Origin of the sequence: Flavobacterium ajazii, assembly GCF_010614725.1 — a bacterium.
GTDB classification, from domain to species: domain Bacteria; phylum Bacteroidota; class Bacteroidia; order Flavobacteriales; family Flavobacteriaceae; genus Flavobacterium; species Flavobacterium ajazii.
In genome coordinates this window covers 85,012-102,454 of record NZ_JAAEHL010000007.1, presented here as the reverse complement: position 1 = coordinate 102,454, position 17,443 = coordinate 85,012, and the positions used below count along the sequence as shown (strand labels likewise).

Below are 17,443 nucleotides of genomic sequence, written 5' to 3'. Positions count from 1 at the left end.
AAGATCTTTCTTGTAAAATTTAACTATATTTCGAGTTAATGTATTTATAGGTTATAACGAAATGTCCCATTGTATTCTAAAGCGCCATCCTTGTTCTAAAGGCAGGGTTTTGTCCTGAAAACTAAAATAGGATACCTCTGAGGTAAGTTTGTTTTTATGTCCTTTGAAAAACCAGTTAAATGCTATTGTTGTTTCTTCCTGAAGGTTCTCTCTTACCGAATTATCAGGACGATAGGCTGCATGTCTTCCTGCCATTTCTAAATCTTTTGGCCACCATTCAAAAGCATTGTGAAAGAAATATCCAGCCTGAACATAGTATCCTTTCATAATAGTGGTGTCATTATTGTTTATTTTGTCGATGATTTCTTTGTTATGCCATTCGCTCTGCCATGAAAAACCGCGATACATAAAAGCGGTTTCCAAATTCCATTGATTTACTCTGTACTGACCAGGCAAACCATCTTCAAATCCGTCAAGTGAACCTCCGCCCGCTTGTGAAAAACGAGTATAAGGGCTTCGATTTGTAATCGCAGAAAAGGCAATAATAGGAGTTGGTTTTTCATGAAATTCCAGATCACAACCTTCAAAATCCAGGAACCTTCCTAAGAAATTCCATTGTGCTCTTCCAAAATACATTAAATGATTATCGTCATTAGACGTGCTTCCACGTCCTGTTCCTGTCAGGGCTGCAAACCAATAATTAAAATCGGCAATTCCTTTTCCTTTTAAATGACCGTAAACTTCAGCACCTAACTCTCTGTCTACTGTAAATGGCCGGTTAATAAGAGATCGTTCAACCATTTGCTGTTCACCGCTGCTAATAAAACGTTCCCGGGTGAATTCTGTTTTCCATTGTCCAACTTTAAAACTCAGCCATTCCCATTTTTCAATCATGATTCTAAAATCAAGTAAATTGGACTGACTTAATTCATATTCCCAATAATATTTTAACCAGGGTTCAAAAGCATGACCACCAACTTTTAGCCTGGCCCGATTTATTTTAAAAGTAGTTTTAGCATCCTGACCATAATCGTCATAAGTTAACGGATCTGTATCATAAGGTGTTGAAAATCGAAACTGAAGTCTGCTTTGCAATTGAAACAGGAATTTCTTGTCTCGGGTTTCCAGTTCAATTCCTTTGCTCCCGTATCGGACATTCATTAGTTTGGTCGTATCTTTTTCTTGCTGGGCAATACTTTTTAAACCAAAAGACAAAAGGAAGATCAAGAGTAGATTTTTAAAAGCGCAATAAATTTTATTTTTGATGTACATAATGTTATCCGTTTATAAAATGTATTTTCTTGATCCAATTATTTTCCTCCAAAGTTTTTGGCAATTCCTAAACCAATTCCCCAGCTGTCATAAGCATTCCATTTAAAATCATAACTTGCAGTGCCGAAAATTTCCCAGCCTTTTGGAAGTTCGTAACCATATTCTACTCCAGCACGGGTTAGGAAAAAATCTTCTTCTTTAGCAAATTCACCACCAAAACCCAAAAGAAAGCTCCATGATTCATTTGGTTTGTAAATACCCATTAGTGCAGGAGCGATTGGATAGCTTCTTTCTACGGTTTCTTTGTCATCTCCGCCTTCCAGATTTTTTTCGACTTTAAATTTTTCAATTATAAAATCGGTATGGAGACCAATAGCCCAATTTTCATGAAACTGAAAAGTATAATCTAATCCCCAGGCTGGAAGCGTTAAAGTTTTGCGATTTCCTTCCTCATCACGACCCTCAAAAACATGAACATGATTTATAGAAATACCGATTTGATGATGTGGACTAAAAGCAGCCTCTTCTTTTTCCTGAGCGGTAATTTTGTTTTGAATGATTAGATAAAAAATGGCTATCAGAAAAAATGTTTTTTTAAGATGATGGGTACTAGACATTTTGATTTAGTTTTTTTATACAATCTTTAATAAAAAAGAGGTATTTTATTCACCTTTTCAGTTATAAATACCTCTTTAGTTTGTTTTTTTATTAAACTATTCACGTTTTAATGCTCTGGCAGCCTCTTTATTAAGGTCTTCGTAGCTTTGTTCGCTTACATCAATTCCTACGCCTAATATTTCGCCTCCTTTAAAGGTTCCCGGTGTTTTGTATTGACTACTCACAGCATCACCGCTATCAAAACCTACACAAAGTCCGTCTCCTGAAAGTGTAAATTTACCAGGCTGAGTTTTCATAGGGCCTTGAGCTACTTCTTTGCCGTCTATATATAAATGTCCTTTGCCTATTTGCTCTCCATTTTTACCGGTACTTTCTCTAACAAATTCAAAGCCTAGTGCATGTTTTCCGGGAGTTAAAGTTGAAGAAGAAACAAAAGATTGTTCGGGTTGAATACCTAAGAAATTATAAACGTAGTGTAATTTGTTGTCTTTAATGAATAAGGAGTGTCCGCCAAAGCGAGAACCGTGTGCAAAGATTACTCCTGAAGCTCCGGATTTAATATCAACATCACCCACAATTTTATAAGAACGGCCTCGAACATTTACTGCTACACCTTCAGGAACAGCAGATGTGCCAGGATAATATACATAACGCGTTTTTGGTTTTTCCTGAGATGGACGCTCGGTACTTAACAATTCCATTGCAGAACGGTCATCTAACGGTAAAACTAAATTTTTATCAGCTTCATCAAACCAGACTTGTATTAATTCTTTTAATTTTTCCGGATTTTTTTTAGCGAGGTTATTAGATTCTGAACGGTCAACATCTGTATTGTATAATTCCCATTCATCTTTATCAAAATTACCTTTTCCTGTTAATGGGGCATGTACAGCAACTGCTTTCCACCCATCTTTCCAAATAGCACGGGTTCCCAGCATAGTATAATATTGGGTGTGTTTTTGTGTTGGTGCGTTGGCCTGTGCATCAAAAGAGTAGCGCATAGATACACCTGAAAGCGGGTATTGTCCTACACCATTAAATTCTTTAGGCATCTGAACACCGCAAATATCCAAGATAGTAGGAGCAATATCGGTAGAATGGTGGTATTGATTACGAACTTCACCTCTGGCTTTTATTCCTTTCTTCCATGAAATTACCAATGGATCACAAGTTCCGCCTGAATAATTACTGTAGCGTTTGAATGTTTTATAAGGTCCGGTAAAACCTGCAGCCCAACCGGTTGGATAATGTTCGTAGGTGTCAGGTCCTCCTAATTTATCCAAGTATTTTAAATTTTCAGCAAGGTCATCAGGATATCCGTTAAAAAATTTATTTTCGTTTACAGAACCCGATGTTGAACCTTCTCCAGAAGCACCATTGTCAGCAGCATAGATGACAACAGTATTTTCTAATTGACCTGTTTTTTCTAAATATTCAATTACACGGCCTACTTGTGCATCGGTATATTCTGAGAAACCGGCATAAACTTCAGCTAGTTTAGAAAATAATTTTTTTTCGTCAGCACTTAATTTATTCCAGGGTTTTACATAATCTGCCGGATTTGAAATATTTGGAGGTAAAAAGTTTAAAGGCGTGTTTTTAGTGTCTTTCGGCAAAATTCCTTTAGCGATCATTCGGGGTAAAACCCATTCGCGATACGCATCATAACCAGTATCAAATTTCCCTTTATATTTAGCAATATATTCTTCAGGGGCATGATGCGGAGCGTGATTTGCACCAGGACAATACCACATGTACCAAGGTTTGGAAGGGTTGGTTGCTTTTTGGTCTTTAATGTATTCAATAGCTTTATCTGCTAAATCTTTAGATAAATGATAGCCTTCTTCCGGACTATAAGGTTGTTCAATAAAATGATTGTCCTCAGTTAAATCAGGATACCATTGGTTAGTTTCGCCTCCGAGAAATCCATAGAAACGGTCAAATCCCATTTGTGTCGGCCATTGTGATCTGGATCCTCCGGAAGATACGTCTTGTTCCGGTACATTATGATTTTTACCTATCCAGAAAGTACTCCACCCAGCTTCCTGCAATACTTGCCCAATGGTTGCACATTGTTTTGGTATTCTTGCATTTGCACCTGGGTATCCATCAGCAGTTTCGGTGATTGACGACATACCATTTAAGTGATGATTACGTCCTGTTAATAAAGTAGAACGGGTTGGCGAACACAAAGCGGTTGTATGCCATTGGGTATAGATAAGTCCGTTATCGGCTAATTTTTGCAATGTAGGCATATTTATTCCTCCTCCATAAGGTGACCATGCAGCCTGTCCTGTGTCATCGTACAGAATGAATAATACGTTGGGAGCGCCTTCTGGAGCAGATTTTAGAGTGTATGGCTTCCAATCGGCTTTGGATTTTCTTATATCAAGTTCTATGACTCCATGAAAGTTTTCTTTTCTGACCTCTCGTGGATCTGCCTGTGCGGCTACTTTTGAAACTGATCCAATAGACAGTAATAAAAATAAAATCAAGAAAAATTTCTTAAAATTTAATTTAGTGTTGTTTTTCATAATTATCAGGATTTGATTAAGTGCTTGAATGGGATAACTATATTGAATAAAACTCAAGTGTCTCAAAATTAGATAATAAAAAAAGTAAAAGAAGTTAAAACCAGACTCTAAGATGTTTCATTTTATAATTTGCAACCTGAAAAAACTGTTTTTTTGAAACAAATTTGTTGCATTATACTATTTGAATCATTTTTTTTGAAGCTGAAGTGTATTATTGAACAAAATTCAAATTATTTGTTTTTTATAAAAAAGATTCAATTTCAAGTTTAATATTTAAATTTGCATCCAAAAAAATAACAACACACTCTTATGTATAAATTGATAATTCGTCCGATACTTTTTTGTTTTGATCCTGAAGAAGTGCATTACTTTACTTTTTCATTTGTAAAATTCATTTCAAAAATTCCGGGAGTTACATCAATTATCAAATCAATTTACGAAGTAAAAGACACTCGATTAGAAAGAGAAGTTTTTGGAATTAAATTCAAAAACCCGGTAGGACTTGCAGCGGGATTCGATAAGGATGCCAAACTATATAAAGAACTTGGAGATTTTGGTTTTGGCTTTATCGAAATCGGAACTGTAACGCCGGTCGGGCAGGAAGGAAACCCTAAAAAACGTTTATTCAGGTTAAAAGAAGATCAGGCTATTATTAACCGAATGGGATTTAATAATGGCGGAGTTTTGGAAGCTGTCGAACGTTTGAAGAAGAATTCAGGTGTTTTGATTGGCGGAAATATCGGAAAAAATAAAGTGACAGATAATGAAGATGCAGTTAAGGATTACATCATTTGTTTTGATGCGCTATTTGATCACGTAGATTATTTCGTCGTGAATGTAAGCTCACCAAATACTCCAAATTTAAGAGCTTTACAGGATAAAGAACCTTTGACCGCTTTGCTTCAGACATTACAAAACAGAAATGTGGAAAAGCAAAAAACAAGTACTCAAAAAGTAAAACCAATTCTTTTAAAAATAGCTCCTGACTTGACAGATGAACAATTGTTGGATATTATTGATATTGTAAAAACTACCCAAATTGCAGGTGTAATTGCTACAAATACAACAATTTCAAGAGATGGTTTGTTATCTGCCAATAAAACAGAAACAGGAGGTTTGTCCGGAAAACCATTAACTAGACGTTCAACTGAAGTAATCCGTTTTCTTTCTGAAAAAAGCAACAAAGCATTCCCGATTATTGGGGTAGGAGGAATTCATTCTGCAGACGATGCTATAGAAAAATTGAATGCAGGAGCAAGTTTGGTTCAATTGTATACCGGATTTATTTATGAAGGTCCGGCATTGATAAAAGCAATTAATAAAAAAGTTTTACAACAGCTGTAAAAGAAGTGTTTGTACAATTGAGGAAAGACTTATTTTTATTTCTTTAAAAAACAAACTAACTTAGCATTTGCTAAAGAAGTAAGCTTTGAACAAAGAGATCAAAATTATAGAATGTCCACGCGATGCCATGCAGGGTATCAAAACTTTTATTCCGACTAAAAATAAAATTTCGTATCTGCAGGCTTTACTTAGAGTGGGTTTTGATACGATTGATTTTGGAAGTTTTGTGTCTCCGAGGGTTATTCCGCAAATGCAGGATACCGCTGAGGTTTTGTCACAGCTTGATTTATCTCAGACAACAAGCAAACTTTTGGCAATCATAGCCAATACACAAGGTGCAGAGGCTGCGGCAGAACAAGAAGTTATTCAGTATTTAGGATTTCCTTTTTCGATTTCTGAGAATTTTCAGATGCGAAATACTCATAAAACTATTGCTCAGTCTTTAATTACTCTTCAGGAAATTTTTGAAATTGCAGACAAAAAAAACAAAGAGGTAGTAACTTATCTTTCCATGGGATTCGGAAATCCATACGGGGATCCGTGGAATGTTGAAATCGTGAGCGAATGGACAGAAAGATTATCTGAAATGGGTGTCAGAATCTTATCGCTTTCTGATACAGTTGGGAGTTCAACGCCGGAAGTAATAACCTATCTTTTTTCTAATTTAATTCCAAAATATCCTCAAATAGAGTTTGGGGCACATCTTCATACAACACCCAACAGCTGGTTCGAAAAAATTGATGCTGCACACAAAGCAGGCTGTACACGTTTTGACGGTGCAATTCAGGGATTTGGAGGTTGTCCGATGGCAACAGATAAACTAACCGGAAATATGCCTACAGAAAAACTTCTGTCTTATTTCACATCTCAAAAAAGAACTACCGGTTTAAACTCTTTAAGCTTTGAAAGTGCTTACAACGAAGCTTCAAAATTATTCGGTCAATTTCATTAAGATTTTTTGTATATTTACTATAACTGTCACAATAAGTGGTTTTTAGGTGTTGTTGTTTTTTTGATAACTTAAAGTTTTTTAGTTATGAAACCAGCCATAAATATATATGCAAAATTCCTTGTTTTGATATTCCTGATTTTTTCCTGTTCAAGTGATTTAGATTTTGATCAGGTTAATGATTTAAAACTTGAGCCGGTTGTAGTAGCTAATCTAACCTATTTTGATATTGCGGCACATGCTTTTGTGGATGACGGAAATGAGCATAGTATTGCATTTGACAGTCAGGATTTTAATCCGTTCCGAAACTCGCTAATGCGAGAGGATCTTATAAAGACCGAGTTTAATTTTGAGATAACAAACACAATTAAAAGGGCTTATAAAATTGATTTATTGCTTATCGATGGACAAAACAACACTATAGAAACATTAAATTTTGATATTCCTGCTTATTCAGGCGGGAATAGTGTTTTTAATTTTACCGAAGTTTTCGAAAACCAGCGTTTGGCAAACCTGAAAAGATTACAAAAAATAGGTTTTGTGGTAACTATGGAAGCTGGCCCTCCATTAACAGAAAACAGTCCGGGAAATTTAAAACTCCGATCAGCAGCTACACTAAATTTTGACATAGAAATAGAGGAGTAATATGAAAAAGATATATGTATTTCTATTAGCCCTTGCCCACAATATTTGTTTTTCTCAAAACAAACAAATCCTGTATAATTTTACTTCGATTCCACAGTCACTGCTTGTAAATCCTGGCGCAGATGTTTCGTATAAATATTTTTTCGGGATTCCGGTTCTCTCAGGGATTTCAGCAAATGTAGGATCCAGCAGTTTTTCAGCCTATGATCTTTTTGCAGATAACGGAGTCGATTTTAATGATAAAGTAAGAAACGTAGTCAATAAATCATCCGGCAAAGACAAGATATATACCAATCAGCAGTTAGAATTGTTTTCCGGTGGGTTCAGGATTGGAGGAGAAGGGAGCAGGTCGTATCTTTCTTTCGGAGGATATCAGGAATTTGATTTTTTAATGTATGTTCCGAAAGATATGGCGATTTTAGCTCTTGATGGTAATCGGGATTATATCGGAAAATCTTTTGATTTGGGAGATATAAATTTACGTGCCGAAATACTTTCAGTTTTTCATATTGGATTTCATAAAAAGATGAATGAAAAATTTGTACTAGGCGGACGAATTAAATTGTATTCCAGTGGAGCCAATGCCAATTCGACTAAAAATTCCGGATTTATTTATACAACCAACGGAACAGCTGATGAAAATATCTATTATCAGTACATTTCTTCCAACTTAGAATTGCAGACATCCGGACTTGCTTCTTTTACTAAAGATGAATATGATGGAAACATAACTGATGACCTTATTCATAATACATTTTTTAATGGAAGCCTTGGACTGGGATTTGATGCCGGATTTACATATTATTACAAAAAAAATCTCCAGTTTACGGCAAGCATTATAGATGTTGGTTTTATCAGACACACAAAAGATATTGAAACACTTACTTACAAAGGTAGTTATGAATACAATGGTGTAAATCCGAGTTTTGAGTTTACAGATGAACCCGAAAATGTCTTGGATGACTTTGATAAAGCAATTCCTCGCGATACGCTTTATAGTAAATACACAACCTGGCGGCCTGTAAAATTTAATACTTCTGTTGAATATTCGTTTGGGGAATCCCGATTTGAGGATGATGAATGCAGCTGTAAAACGCCTAGCGAGAGATTATATGTAAATGCAATCGGTGCGCAGTTTTTCGCCATGACCATGCCAAAAGGTCCTTTTGTTGCCTTTACGGCTTTTTATAAACGACGACTTTTTCGAAAATTAGAACTCAAAACAACTTATACAGCCGATTCGTTTTCCTATACAAATATAGGTTTGGGAGTGGCAGGAACATTAGGAAAGGTAAACATGTACCTGCTTGTCGACAATGTATTAGAGTATAGTGACATCACCAAAGCCAATAGTATGGCATTTCAGTTAGGAGTTAATTTCGTTCTTCAGGATTCCGATTAACTTTTGGAATTTGAATTTAAAATTTTGGAATTTAATATTAACATTGATATTGCTTTTTGCTATTGTCATTGAAATTGAATTACTGAAATTGATGGAGTCAAAAAAAATCTGAATAAGTTAATGAACAAGTTTCCAATTTATTCACTATATTTGCACGCAATTCAACTACAAATTGCAACATGATAGCACACAACTCCAAGATCATCGGCGAAGGTTTAACTTACGATGATGTATTATTAGTACCTAACTACTCGAATGTGCTTCCACGTGAAGTGAGTATCAAATCAAAATTCTCAAAAAATATAACATTAAACGTTCCAATCGTATCTGCTGCTATGGATACAGTAACCGAAAGTGCAATGGCAATTGCTATGGCTCAGGAAGGTGGAATTGGAGTTTTACATAAAAATATGACCATCGAGCAGCAAGCGGCGAAGGTTAGAAAAGTGAAGCGTGCCGAAGCCGGAATGATTTTAGATCCGGTAACATTACCAATGACTTCTACAATTGCAGATGCAAAAGCAGCGATGAAAGAATTCGGAATTGGAGGTATTCCAATCGTTGACGAAAACAGAATCTTAAAAGGAATTGTTACTAACCGCGACTTGCGTTTCGAAAAAAATAGTTCAAGACCAATTGCTGAGGTTATGACAAGTACTAATCTTGTTACTGTTGCCGAAGGAACTTCATTGGAACAAGCCGAAGTAGTTTTACAAGGACATAAAATTGAAAAATTACCGGTTGTAAATGCTAAAAACGAATTAGTTGGTTTGATTACTTTTAGAGATATTACAAAACTTACTCAAAAACCAATTGCTAATAAAGATTCATTTGGACGTTTAAGAGTTGCCGCCGCTATTGGAGTTACAGGAGATGCTGTAGAAAGAGCAGGTGCATTAGTTGCTGCAGGCGTAGATGCTATTATTATCGATACAGCACACGGACATACAGAAGGTGTGGTAAATGTTTTAAAAGAAGTAAAATCAAAATTCCCTCAAATAGACGTAATTGTTGGAAACATCGCAACTCCTGAAGCTGCAAAATATTTAGTAGAAAGCGGGGCAGATGGTGTAAAAGTAGGAATAGGACCTGGTTCTATCTGTACGACACGTATCGTTGCCGGTGTTGGTTTTCCTCAATTTTCAGCAGTTTTAGAAGTTGCTGCTGCAATTAAAGGAACAGGAGTTCCGGTTATTGCTGATGGCGGAATTCGTTATACAGGAGATATTCCTAAGGCAATCGCTGCTGGTGCTGACTGTGTAATGCTTGGATCATTATTAGCAGGAACAAAAGAGTCTCCTGGAGAAACTATTATTTTTGAAGGAAGAAAATTCAAATCATACCGCGGAATGGGATCTGTTGAAGCAATGCAGACGGGTTCTAAAGACCGTTATTTTCAGGATGTTGAAGACGATGTTAAAAAATTAGTTCCGGAAGGAATTGTAGGTCGCGTACCTTACAAAGGTGAATTAAACGAAAGCATGCTTCAGTTCATCGGAGGTCTTCGTGCGGGAATGGGATACTGTGGTTCAAAAGATATTCCAACTTTACAGGAAACAGGACGTTTTGTTAGAATCACATCAAGCGGAATCACTGAAAGTCATCCACACAACGTAACAATTACAAAAGAAGCTCCAAATTATTCTAGATAATTTTAATTTTTTAGTATAACAAAAGGCGTAAGAGTTTAAATCTTACGCCTTTTTTAGTTTTGAATTAGAGTATTCTAATTTTTAAAGCGAGGTTGTCATTTTCTCTGTTTCTCTTAAAGTTTGATTTTCTAAAATCTGCGGAATATAAAGCTTTGTCTGTTTTTCAATTTCAGCTTCAGAAATATTCAAAGTCGTAGGGTTAGTTGGTAATTGAAGCCACGGTTTAGGACCATCAAAATCATAACTTCCGAAAACAATTACCGGAGTTCCTTTTACTTTTACATTTTCTTTGTCTTTCAATATCCATTCGTCAGCGAATTTATAGAGATATTTGGCGTCTTTTTCTAATAAACGTAAGCAGGAATGTGAAGCGGGATAACCAGGTAATTCATATTGGTGGAAACCAACTCCTTTTTTGTTTTCAATATTGAAATTCCATTTAAGTTCCCATTCATCATTAAAAGTACTGGTTGTTTTTTCTGCTTTCCAGTTGGTGAAAAATAATCCGGTTGGTGTTGGATCTGCCTTTCTTCCCATATTTGTTGGGCCTGTACGAACCAATTCTCCATTTTCATAAGCAGCAAAAGTCTGAGTAGGATAGGAGAAAATAATAATTTTAGATACTTCTTCTAAAGCTTTTACATGTAATGGGAATGGAAGGTAATAAACCAAATCACCGCTGAAATCTTTAGGAATCACTATCGAATCCAGTTTTTTGAAATTGGTTTTATCAGTTCGGTTTAAAGCGTAAACAATGTCAAGTTTACTACTGTCAGTTTCATTTGTTTTAAGCCAGTCTTTGGTATTCTCAATCTGATAAGAAATTGATTTTGGTTTCTTGTATTCAATTGTTTTTTTAGGTTTAGTATTTTCAGTTAGTTTTATCGTATCGTTTTTTTTGCAGGAAACTAATAAAACCAGTATCAATATAAGTAGGGCATTTGCTGAATAATATAACTTTTTCATAGCTGATAAATTTTATGAAAATAAAGTTATAAATCATCAAGCGAAAAGAGCTTACATAATTTTTTGAATAGGTTTCGGGATTTTCATTTGTTTTTTTAGGTTTAAAATGAAGATAGAAATCTTTTTATATCTTCTATCCATTGATCTTTATTTTTAATTAGATAGTTTTCATGACCAGTACTTTTGTAAATACTTATTTTTTTTAATCCTTTTAAGTTTTTATAAATCGTATCTATTTCTTTTCTACTTACACTTTTATCATTTTCTCCGTAAAGTAATAAAACCGGACAGTTGATTTTTTTTGCGTACTCTGAAGGATTATGACTAAATCCCCAGAACCCATTTTGAATCCCACCCCAAAAAAGTAAAATTCCGGCCATAGGAAATGTTGGGGCATTCATCTTTTTAAATCTGGCACAGACTGTTTGATACATTGAACCAAACGGGCATTCAATTATGATTCCTCTTGGTTCGATTTTAGAATCATTAATACATTTCATAATAGCAACAGCTCCCATTGAAGTTCCAAAGAGATAAATGTTTTCTTCACCTGATTTTTGTAAATAATCAAATGTTGTTTTTACTTCTTCAGCTTCTTTATAACCAATTGTAGTCTGATTTCCTTCTGAATTTCCACTTCCCATAAAATCAACAAGCATTGTGCTGTAACCTAATTTTATAAACTCATCTGATTTTTGAATCATAGAAGATTTCTCTGAGTTATAGCCATGAAATAGTATGACTGTGCCTTTAGAATTAGGTGTTTTGATTAACCAGCATTCAATTTCTTTATTGCTCTTTAATTTTAAAGTTATGTATTGCTGAGAAGGAAATTGGCTACCCTGTGGCTTAGGATTGTTTACTCCAAAGCATAATGTTTTTATTTTTTCAAGCGATGATAATTTCTCAGGACTTTTAGTTTTTTCAGATTTGTCTTCTGTAAAATGAGTAAACTTGTAAGCATGAAAAAAAGCAATCATATTCATCAGTATAAAAATGAATAGAATTGCTTTTATGTAATTTCTCCAGTTTTTGAATAATTTCATTTAGTTTTTAATTTCGGGTTTGGTTATAGTTACTCCAAATCTAAAATAATAAAAACAATCTTAAATCAACCCTTTTATTTTAGCATGCTGCAACAGCATAATAGTTTTTGCATCTGTAATTTCGCCTGATTCAATCATGGCGTAAGCTTCGTTAAAAGTAAATTCTAAAACTTCTATGTTTTCCTGTTCGGCATCCAGTCCACCGCCTTCACTTACTTTCATGCTTTCGTCATATTCACCGATAAAAAGATATAAAATCTCGGTTACTGATCCGGGAGACATATAGGTTTCTATAACTTTTTGCACTTTACTTAAACGATACCCCGTTTCTTCTTCGGTTTCTCGAATTATGGCCTGTTCAGCATTGTCTTTGTCTAAAAGCCCGGCACAAACTTCGATCATCATTCCATCTTTATTTCCGTTAAGGAAAGTTGGTAAACGAAACTGACGTGTTAGAATGACTGTTTTTTGGGTTGAATTGTATAATAAGATTCCGGCGCCATTACCACGGTCATAAACTTCACGTTTGTGTATTTCGGCTTCTCCACTTTCTTTTTTATAACTAAAAGAAACTCGGTTTAAAATATACCAATTGTCTGATAATAACTTAGTTTCTTTAATTTCGATTTCTGGATTTTTTCTCATGATTGTAGTATTCAAAAAAAACGCTCTGATTATCAGAGCGTTTAAGTGTATTATTTTGTTATTGTTTGTTTTCTGTCTGGTCCAACCGATACAATTTTGATTGGCACTTCGATTTCTTTTTCAATAAACTCGATATATTCTTTTAGCTCAACTGGCAATTGATCGTAAGTTGTTAATCCAGTTAAATCTTGCTTCCATCCTTTAAACTCTTTGTAAACCGGAGTAACATTTTCCGGTTCAATATTATAAGGGAAGTGAGAAATGTTTTGTCCTTTGTAGTTGTACTCTGTACATACTTTTAAAGTTTCAAAACCAGAAAGTACATCCCCTTTCATCATCATTAACTGAGTAACCCCGTTAACCTGAACAGCATATTTCAGAGCTACTAAGTCTAACCATCCGCAACGTCTTTGTCTTCCTGTTACAGAACCAAATTCGTTACCCACTCTTGCCATTGTCGCACCCACTTCGTCAAAAAGTTCAGTTGGGAAAGGACCGCTTCCTACACGTGTAACGTAAGCTTTAAAAATTCCGTAAACCTCTTTGATTTTGTTTGGAGCAATTCCTAAACCTGTACAAGCTCCGGCAGCAGTAGTGTTTGATGAAGTTACGAAAGGATAAGTTCCGAAATCAACATCTAACAAAGATCCCTGAGCTCCTTCGCAAAGAATTGATTTACCTGCTTTTTGAGCCTGGTGCATGTATTCCTCACTGTCAATGAAATCTAATTTTTTTAATTCTTCGATAGCTTCAAAGAATTCTTTTTCTAGCTCTGCTAAGTTGTATTGAATGTTAACGTCATAAAAAGCAATCATCGCTTCGTGTTTGTCTGCCAATGATCTGTAACGCTCTTTAAAATCTTCTAATTCAATATCTCCAACACGTAAACCATTTCTACCCGTTTTGTCCATATAAGTTGGTCCAATTCCTTTAAGAGTAGAACCAATTTTAGCTTTTCCTTTAGATGCTTCAGAAGCAGCGTCAAGTAAACGGTGCGTAGGTAAAATTAAGTGAGCTTTTCGGGAAATGATTAATTTACTTTTGATATCTAGGTTGAATTTTTCTAAACCTTCGATTTCTTTTTGAAAAACTACCGGGTCAATTACAACTCCATTTCCGATGATATTTACTGAGTTTTTGTGGAAAATTCCGGAAGGAATAGTTCTAAGTACGTGTTTAATTCCATCAAATTCTAATGTATGTCCTGCATTTGGTCCTCCCTGAAAACGTGCAATAATATCATAATTTGAGGTAAGAACGTCAACAATTTTTCCTTTACCTTCGTCTCCCCATTGTAATCCTAGTAATAAATCTACGGTCATTCTGTTTTAATTTGCGTTGAGGCAATCCTTGTTGCCCTACTGATTAATGTAGTTAATTTTCTTTTTTTTATTTTCTGAATATTCCTTTCCGGATTATTGTTTTTGCTTTTTATTACCGTAGAAATAAAGAGAGTGATTGGTAATCTCAATATCAAATATTTCCTCGATTGTTTTTTTGATGGTCTGAATCCTTGGGTCACAAAACTCAATAACCTCACCAGAATCTGTCATAATGATGTGATCGTGCTGTTTGTCAAAATATGATTTTTCGTAGTAGGCCTGATTTTGCCCAAATTGATGTTTTCTCACCAATGCGCAGTCTAACAATAACTCAATCGTGTTGTATAATGTAGCTCTGCTCACACGATAGTTTTTGTTTTTCATTTTGATATATAGGTTTTCTATGTCAAAATGTTCCTCGCTGTCGTAAATTTCCTGAAGTATAGCATAACGCTCAGGAGTTTTGCGATGCCCTTTTTGTTCAAGATACATTGTAAAAACATTTTTTACAATTTCTTGATTTCTAGTGTTGTCAGTTGAAATGAGTGTCATATCCGGCAAAGATAATTTTTTATTTTTAATCAATAAAAGTTTCGGGTTTAAAGTTTAGTTATAAAACCCCTATAGACTCGTTAAAAAGTTAGGTTCTGTATTCTCTTGTTACTTTATCAACTCCATCAATTTTTTTAATGGCATTGATCATTTTTTTCAAAATCGCATTATTTTTTACAATTACGGCAACCTGACCGTGAAAAATCCCGGCATCGGTACTAAGTGAAATACTTTGGATATTTACACTCATGTTGTTTGAAATTACTTTTGTAAGCTGATTGGTAAGTCCTAAAACGTCCATTCCTGTAATATTGATAATAGCTTTAAACTCTTCCTGTGAAGAATCAATCCATTTGGCACTCATGATGCGATATGCGTAGTTTGATTGCATTCCAATGGCATTTGGACAATCTTTTTTATGTACTTTTATTCCTTCGTTTATCGTTACAAAACCAAAAACATCATCCCCGGGGATTGGATTACAGCATTGCGAAAGTTTGTAATCCAGTTTGTCATGTTCAGTTCCAAAAACCAACATGTCGTAATTACTGCTAATTACAGGTTTATGAATATCTTCGGCAGCAGTGTCTTTACTTCTTTTAATTTTGTTTTTAAAGAAATTGATAAAAGTATTGCTCTTTTGTGCTGCGTAATCTTTTAATTGCTGATTTTCGATAGCACCGATTCCAACACGATAAAATAAATCTAAACTTGTTTTTAATTTAAAGAAGTTAACTAATTCGTTTGTAACTTGTTCGTTAAGATTAACTTTTAAATGTCTTAATTTTCTGGTAAGTAATTCTTTCCCTTCTTCGGCTATTTTTTTTGTATTCTCGTTAAGAACATTTTTGATTTTATTTTTAGCTCTCGAAGTCGTTACATAATCCAGCCAGTTTACTGTTGGTTTTTGACTTGCTGATGTAATTACTTCAACCTGGTCACCGCTTTTTAATTCATGATTCAAAGGAACCAGACGACCATTCACACGGGTTCCGCGAGTTTTAATTCCGATTTCAGAGTGAATACTGAAAGCAAAATCAAGAGAGGTTGCCCCTTTTGGCAGCGATTTGATTTCTCCTTTTGGGGTAAAAACGAAGATTTCTTTCGAATACAAATTCATTTTGAAATCTTCTACAAAATCAACCGCATTGGTTTCCGGATTTTCTAAAGCTTCACGAAGCAGGTTCAGCCAGGTGTCAAGACCACTTTCTTCAGATGCTCCGTTTTTGTATTTGTAATGTGCAGCATATCCTTTTTCGGCAATTTCATCCATTCGCTCACTTCGAACCTGTACTTCGACCCAACGACCTTTTGGTCCCATAACAGTTATGTGTAAGGCTTCATATCCTGTTGACTTAGGTGACGAAATCCAGTCGCGCAGACGGCTAGGGCTGGGTCTGTAATGGTCTGTAACGATGGAATAGATTTTCCATGCAATAAATTTTTCATCATGAGAATCACATTTATAGACAATTCTAAGCGCAAATTTGTCGTAAACTTCATCAAAGCTTACGTTTTGGGCACGCATTTTTCGACGAATTGAATAAATAGATTTTGGACGGCCTTTTATGATGTAATCAATATTTTCAGCATCTAAAGATTTTTTTAAAACATCCGAAATGTCTTTGATATAAGCATCCTGTTCTTCTTTTGTCTCCCTTATTTTGCTTACAATATCATCATAAATAGCCGGTTCAGTATATTTTAGCCCTAAATCTTCTAATTTGGTTTTGATGTTGTAAAGCCCCAGACGATGTGCAAGAGGAGCGTAAATATATAAAGTTTCAGAAGCGATTTTGGTTTGTTTATACTCGACCATCGATTCCATTGTCTGCATATTGTGCAAACGATCGGCTAATTTGATCAGAATAACACGAACATCGTCGTTCAAAGTCAGGATCATTTTACGGAAATTCTCTGCCTGCATGGAGGCATTCAAATCTTTTTGAACCATCGATATTTTTGTTAGTCCTTCGACTAATTGCGCTACTTTTGGGTTAAATAAGCGCTCAATATCTTCAACAGTTATCGGTGTATCTTCGACAACATCGTGCAATAAGGCCGCAGCAATAGAGGTGGCTCCCAAACCAATTTCGGAAGCTACAATTTTCGCAACTGCAATAGGATGAAAGATATAAGCTTCACCAGATTTACGTCTTTGTTCTTTATGGGCATCGACAGCCACGTCAAAGGCTTTTCGAATTAGTTTTTTATCGGCTGGTGTTAAAGTTTGGTAACTGATTCGAAGTAATTCTTTGTACTCTTGTGCAATTGCTTTGTTTTCTTTTTCAATATCTATTTCTGTCATAACGGCATGGTTCAATCCTTAAAAATATGAATTTGTTTAAATATACGCAAGGGAATGGATTGCTGATTTTGGATTTTAAAATTTAAGTTTTAGAAGGTAAATTTAGATGTAAATCGAGTGGGACAAAGAATTTCAATTTCGCTTAGTTTTATTCTGAAAGTTTATAAAAATCTTATAAAAATTGTTTG

General features: G+C 35.0%; 14 protein-coding genes. 5 read left to right on the top strand and 9 right to left on the bottom strand.

Annotated features, from left to right (window positions below; genetic code table 11):
• Nucleotides 1-51: 51 nt before the first annotated feature.
• From GWR14_RS13895 to GWR14_RS13885, 3 genes are all read right to left on the bottom strand, one after another.
• Nucleotides 52-1,272, bottom strand: coding sequence for an OprO/OprP family phosphate-selective porin (locus tag GWR14_RS13895; protein WP_163409683.1), 1,221 nt, complete (start codon nucleotides 1,270-1,272; stop codon nucleotides 52-54).
• 38 nt (nucleotides 1,273-1,310) lie between these two features.
• Nucleotides 1,311-1,889, bottom strand: a complete 579-nt coding sequence (locus GWR14_RS13890) for a hypothetical protein (RefSeq protein WP_163409682.1) — start codon at nucleotides 1,887-1,889, stop codon at nucleotides 1,311-1,313.
• Between the two features lie 96 nt (nucleotides 1,890-1,985).
• The gene (locus GWR14_RS13885) at nucleotides 1,986-4,424 is read right to left on the bottom strand and encodes an arylsulfatase (RefSeq protein ID WP_163409681.1); all 2,439 of its coding nucleotides are present in this window, start codon (nucleotides 4,422-4,424) and stop codon (nucleotides 1,986-1,988) included.
• A gap of 309 nt (nucleotides 4,425-4,733) precedes the next feature.
• Here GWR14_RS13885 and GWR14_RS13880 point away from each other — a divergent pair, with 309 nt between their 5' ends.
• The 5 genes from GWR14_RS13880 to guaB all read left to right on the top strand — a co-directional run bounded on the left by GWR14_RS13880 (nucleotide 4,734) and on the right by guaB (nucleotide 10,416).
• Nucleotides 4,734-5,768, top strand: coding sequence for a quinone-dependent dihydroorotate dehydrogenase (locus GWR14_RS13880; protein WP_163409680.1), 1,035 nt, complete (start codon nucleotides 4,734-4,736; stop codon nucleotides 5,766-5,768).
• An 85-nt stretch (nucleotides 5,769-5,853) separates the two neighbouring features.
• Nucleotides 5,854-6,720: a hydroxymethylglutaryl-CoA lyase gene (locus GWR14_RS13875; protein ID WP_163409679.1), complete on the top strand. Its 867-nt coding sequence runs from the start codon at nucleotides 5,854-5,856 to the stop codon at nucleotides 6,718-6,720.
• Nucleotides 6,721-6,804: 84 nt separating this feature from the next.
• Nucleotides 6,805-7,362 (top strand): AccI family restriction endonuclease, encoded by a 558-nt coding sequence (locus GWR14_RS13870; RefSeq protein ID WP_163409678.1) that lies wholly within the window; start codon nucleotides 6,805-6,807, stop codon nucleotides 7,360-7,362.
• Between the two features lies 1 nt (nucleotide 7,363).
• Entirely contained in the window at nucleotides 7,364-8,764 is a 1,401-nt protein-coding gene (locus tag GWR14_RS13865; protein ID WP_163409677.1) for a DUF5723 family protein, read from the top strand.
• Between the two features lie 179 nt (nucleotides 8,765-8,943).
• Nucleotides 8,944-10,416 (top strand): IMP dehydrogenase, encoded by a 1,473-nt coding sequence (gene guaB / locus GWR14_RS13860; RefSeq protein WP_163409676.1) that lies wholly within the window; start codon nucleotides 8,944-8,946, stop codon nucleotides 10,414-10,416.
• A gap of 81 nt (nucleotides 10,417-10,497) precedes the next feature.
• Here the strand turns inward: guaB and GWR14_RS13855 are convergent, their stop codons facing one another.
• The 6 genes from GWR14_RS13855 to GWR14_RS13830 all read right to left on the bottom strand — a co-directional run bounded on the left by GWR14_RS13855 (nucleotide 10,498) and on the right by GWR14_RS13830 (nucleotide 17,255).
• On the bottom strand, nucleotides 10,498-11,382 hold the full coding sequence (locus GWR14_RS13855; RefSeq protein WP_163409675.1) for a L,D-transpeptidase: 885 nt from the start codon (nucleotides 11,380-11,382) through the stop codon (nucleotides 10,498-10,500).
• Between the two features lie 101 nt (nucleotides 11,383-11,483).
• Nucleotides 11,484-12,428 (bottom strand): alpha/beta hydrolase, encoded by a 945-nt coding sequence (locus GWR14_RS13850; protein WP_163409674.1) that lies wholly within the window; start codon nucleotides 12,426-12,428, stop codon nucleotides 11,484-11,486.
• Between the two features lie 60 nt (nucleotides 12,429-12,488).
• Nucleotides 12,489-13,073, bottom strand: a complete 585-nt coding sequence (locus tag GWR14_RS13845) for an NUDIX domain-containing protein (protein ID WP_163409673.1) — start codon at nucleotides 13,071-13,073, stop codon at nucleotides 12,489-12,491.
• A 50-nt stretch (nucleotides 13,074-13,123) separates the two neighbouring features.
• Nucleotides 13,124-14,395 (bottom strand): adenylosuccinate synthase, encoded by a 1,272-nt coding sequence (locus GWR14_RS13840; RefSeq protein ID WP_163409672.1) that lies wholly within the window; start codon nucleotides 14,393-14,395, stop codon nucleotides 13,124-13,126.
• 93 nt (nucleotides 14,396-14,488) lie between these two features.
• Nucleotides 14,489-14,947, bottom strand: coding sequence for a Fur family transcriptional regulator (locus GWR14_RS13835; protein WP_029268726.1), 459 nt, complete (start codon nucleotides 14,945-14,947; stop codon nucleotides 14,489-14,491).
• A gap of 88 nt (nucleotides 14,948-15,035) precedes the next feature.
• A complete protein-coding gene (locus GWR14_RS13830; RefSeq protein ID WP_163409671.1) occupies nucleotides 15,036-17,255 on the bottom strand; it encodes a RelA/SpoT family protein in 2,220 nt (739 codons plus the stop codon).
• Nucleotides 17,256-17,443 lie beyond the last annotated feature (188 nt).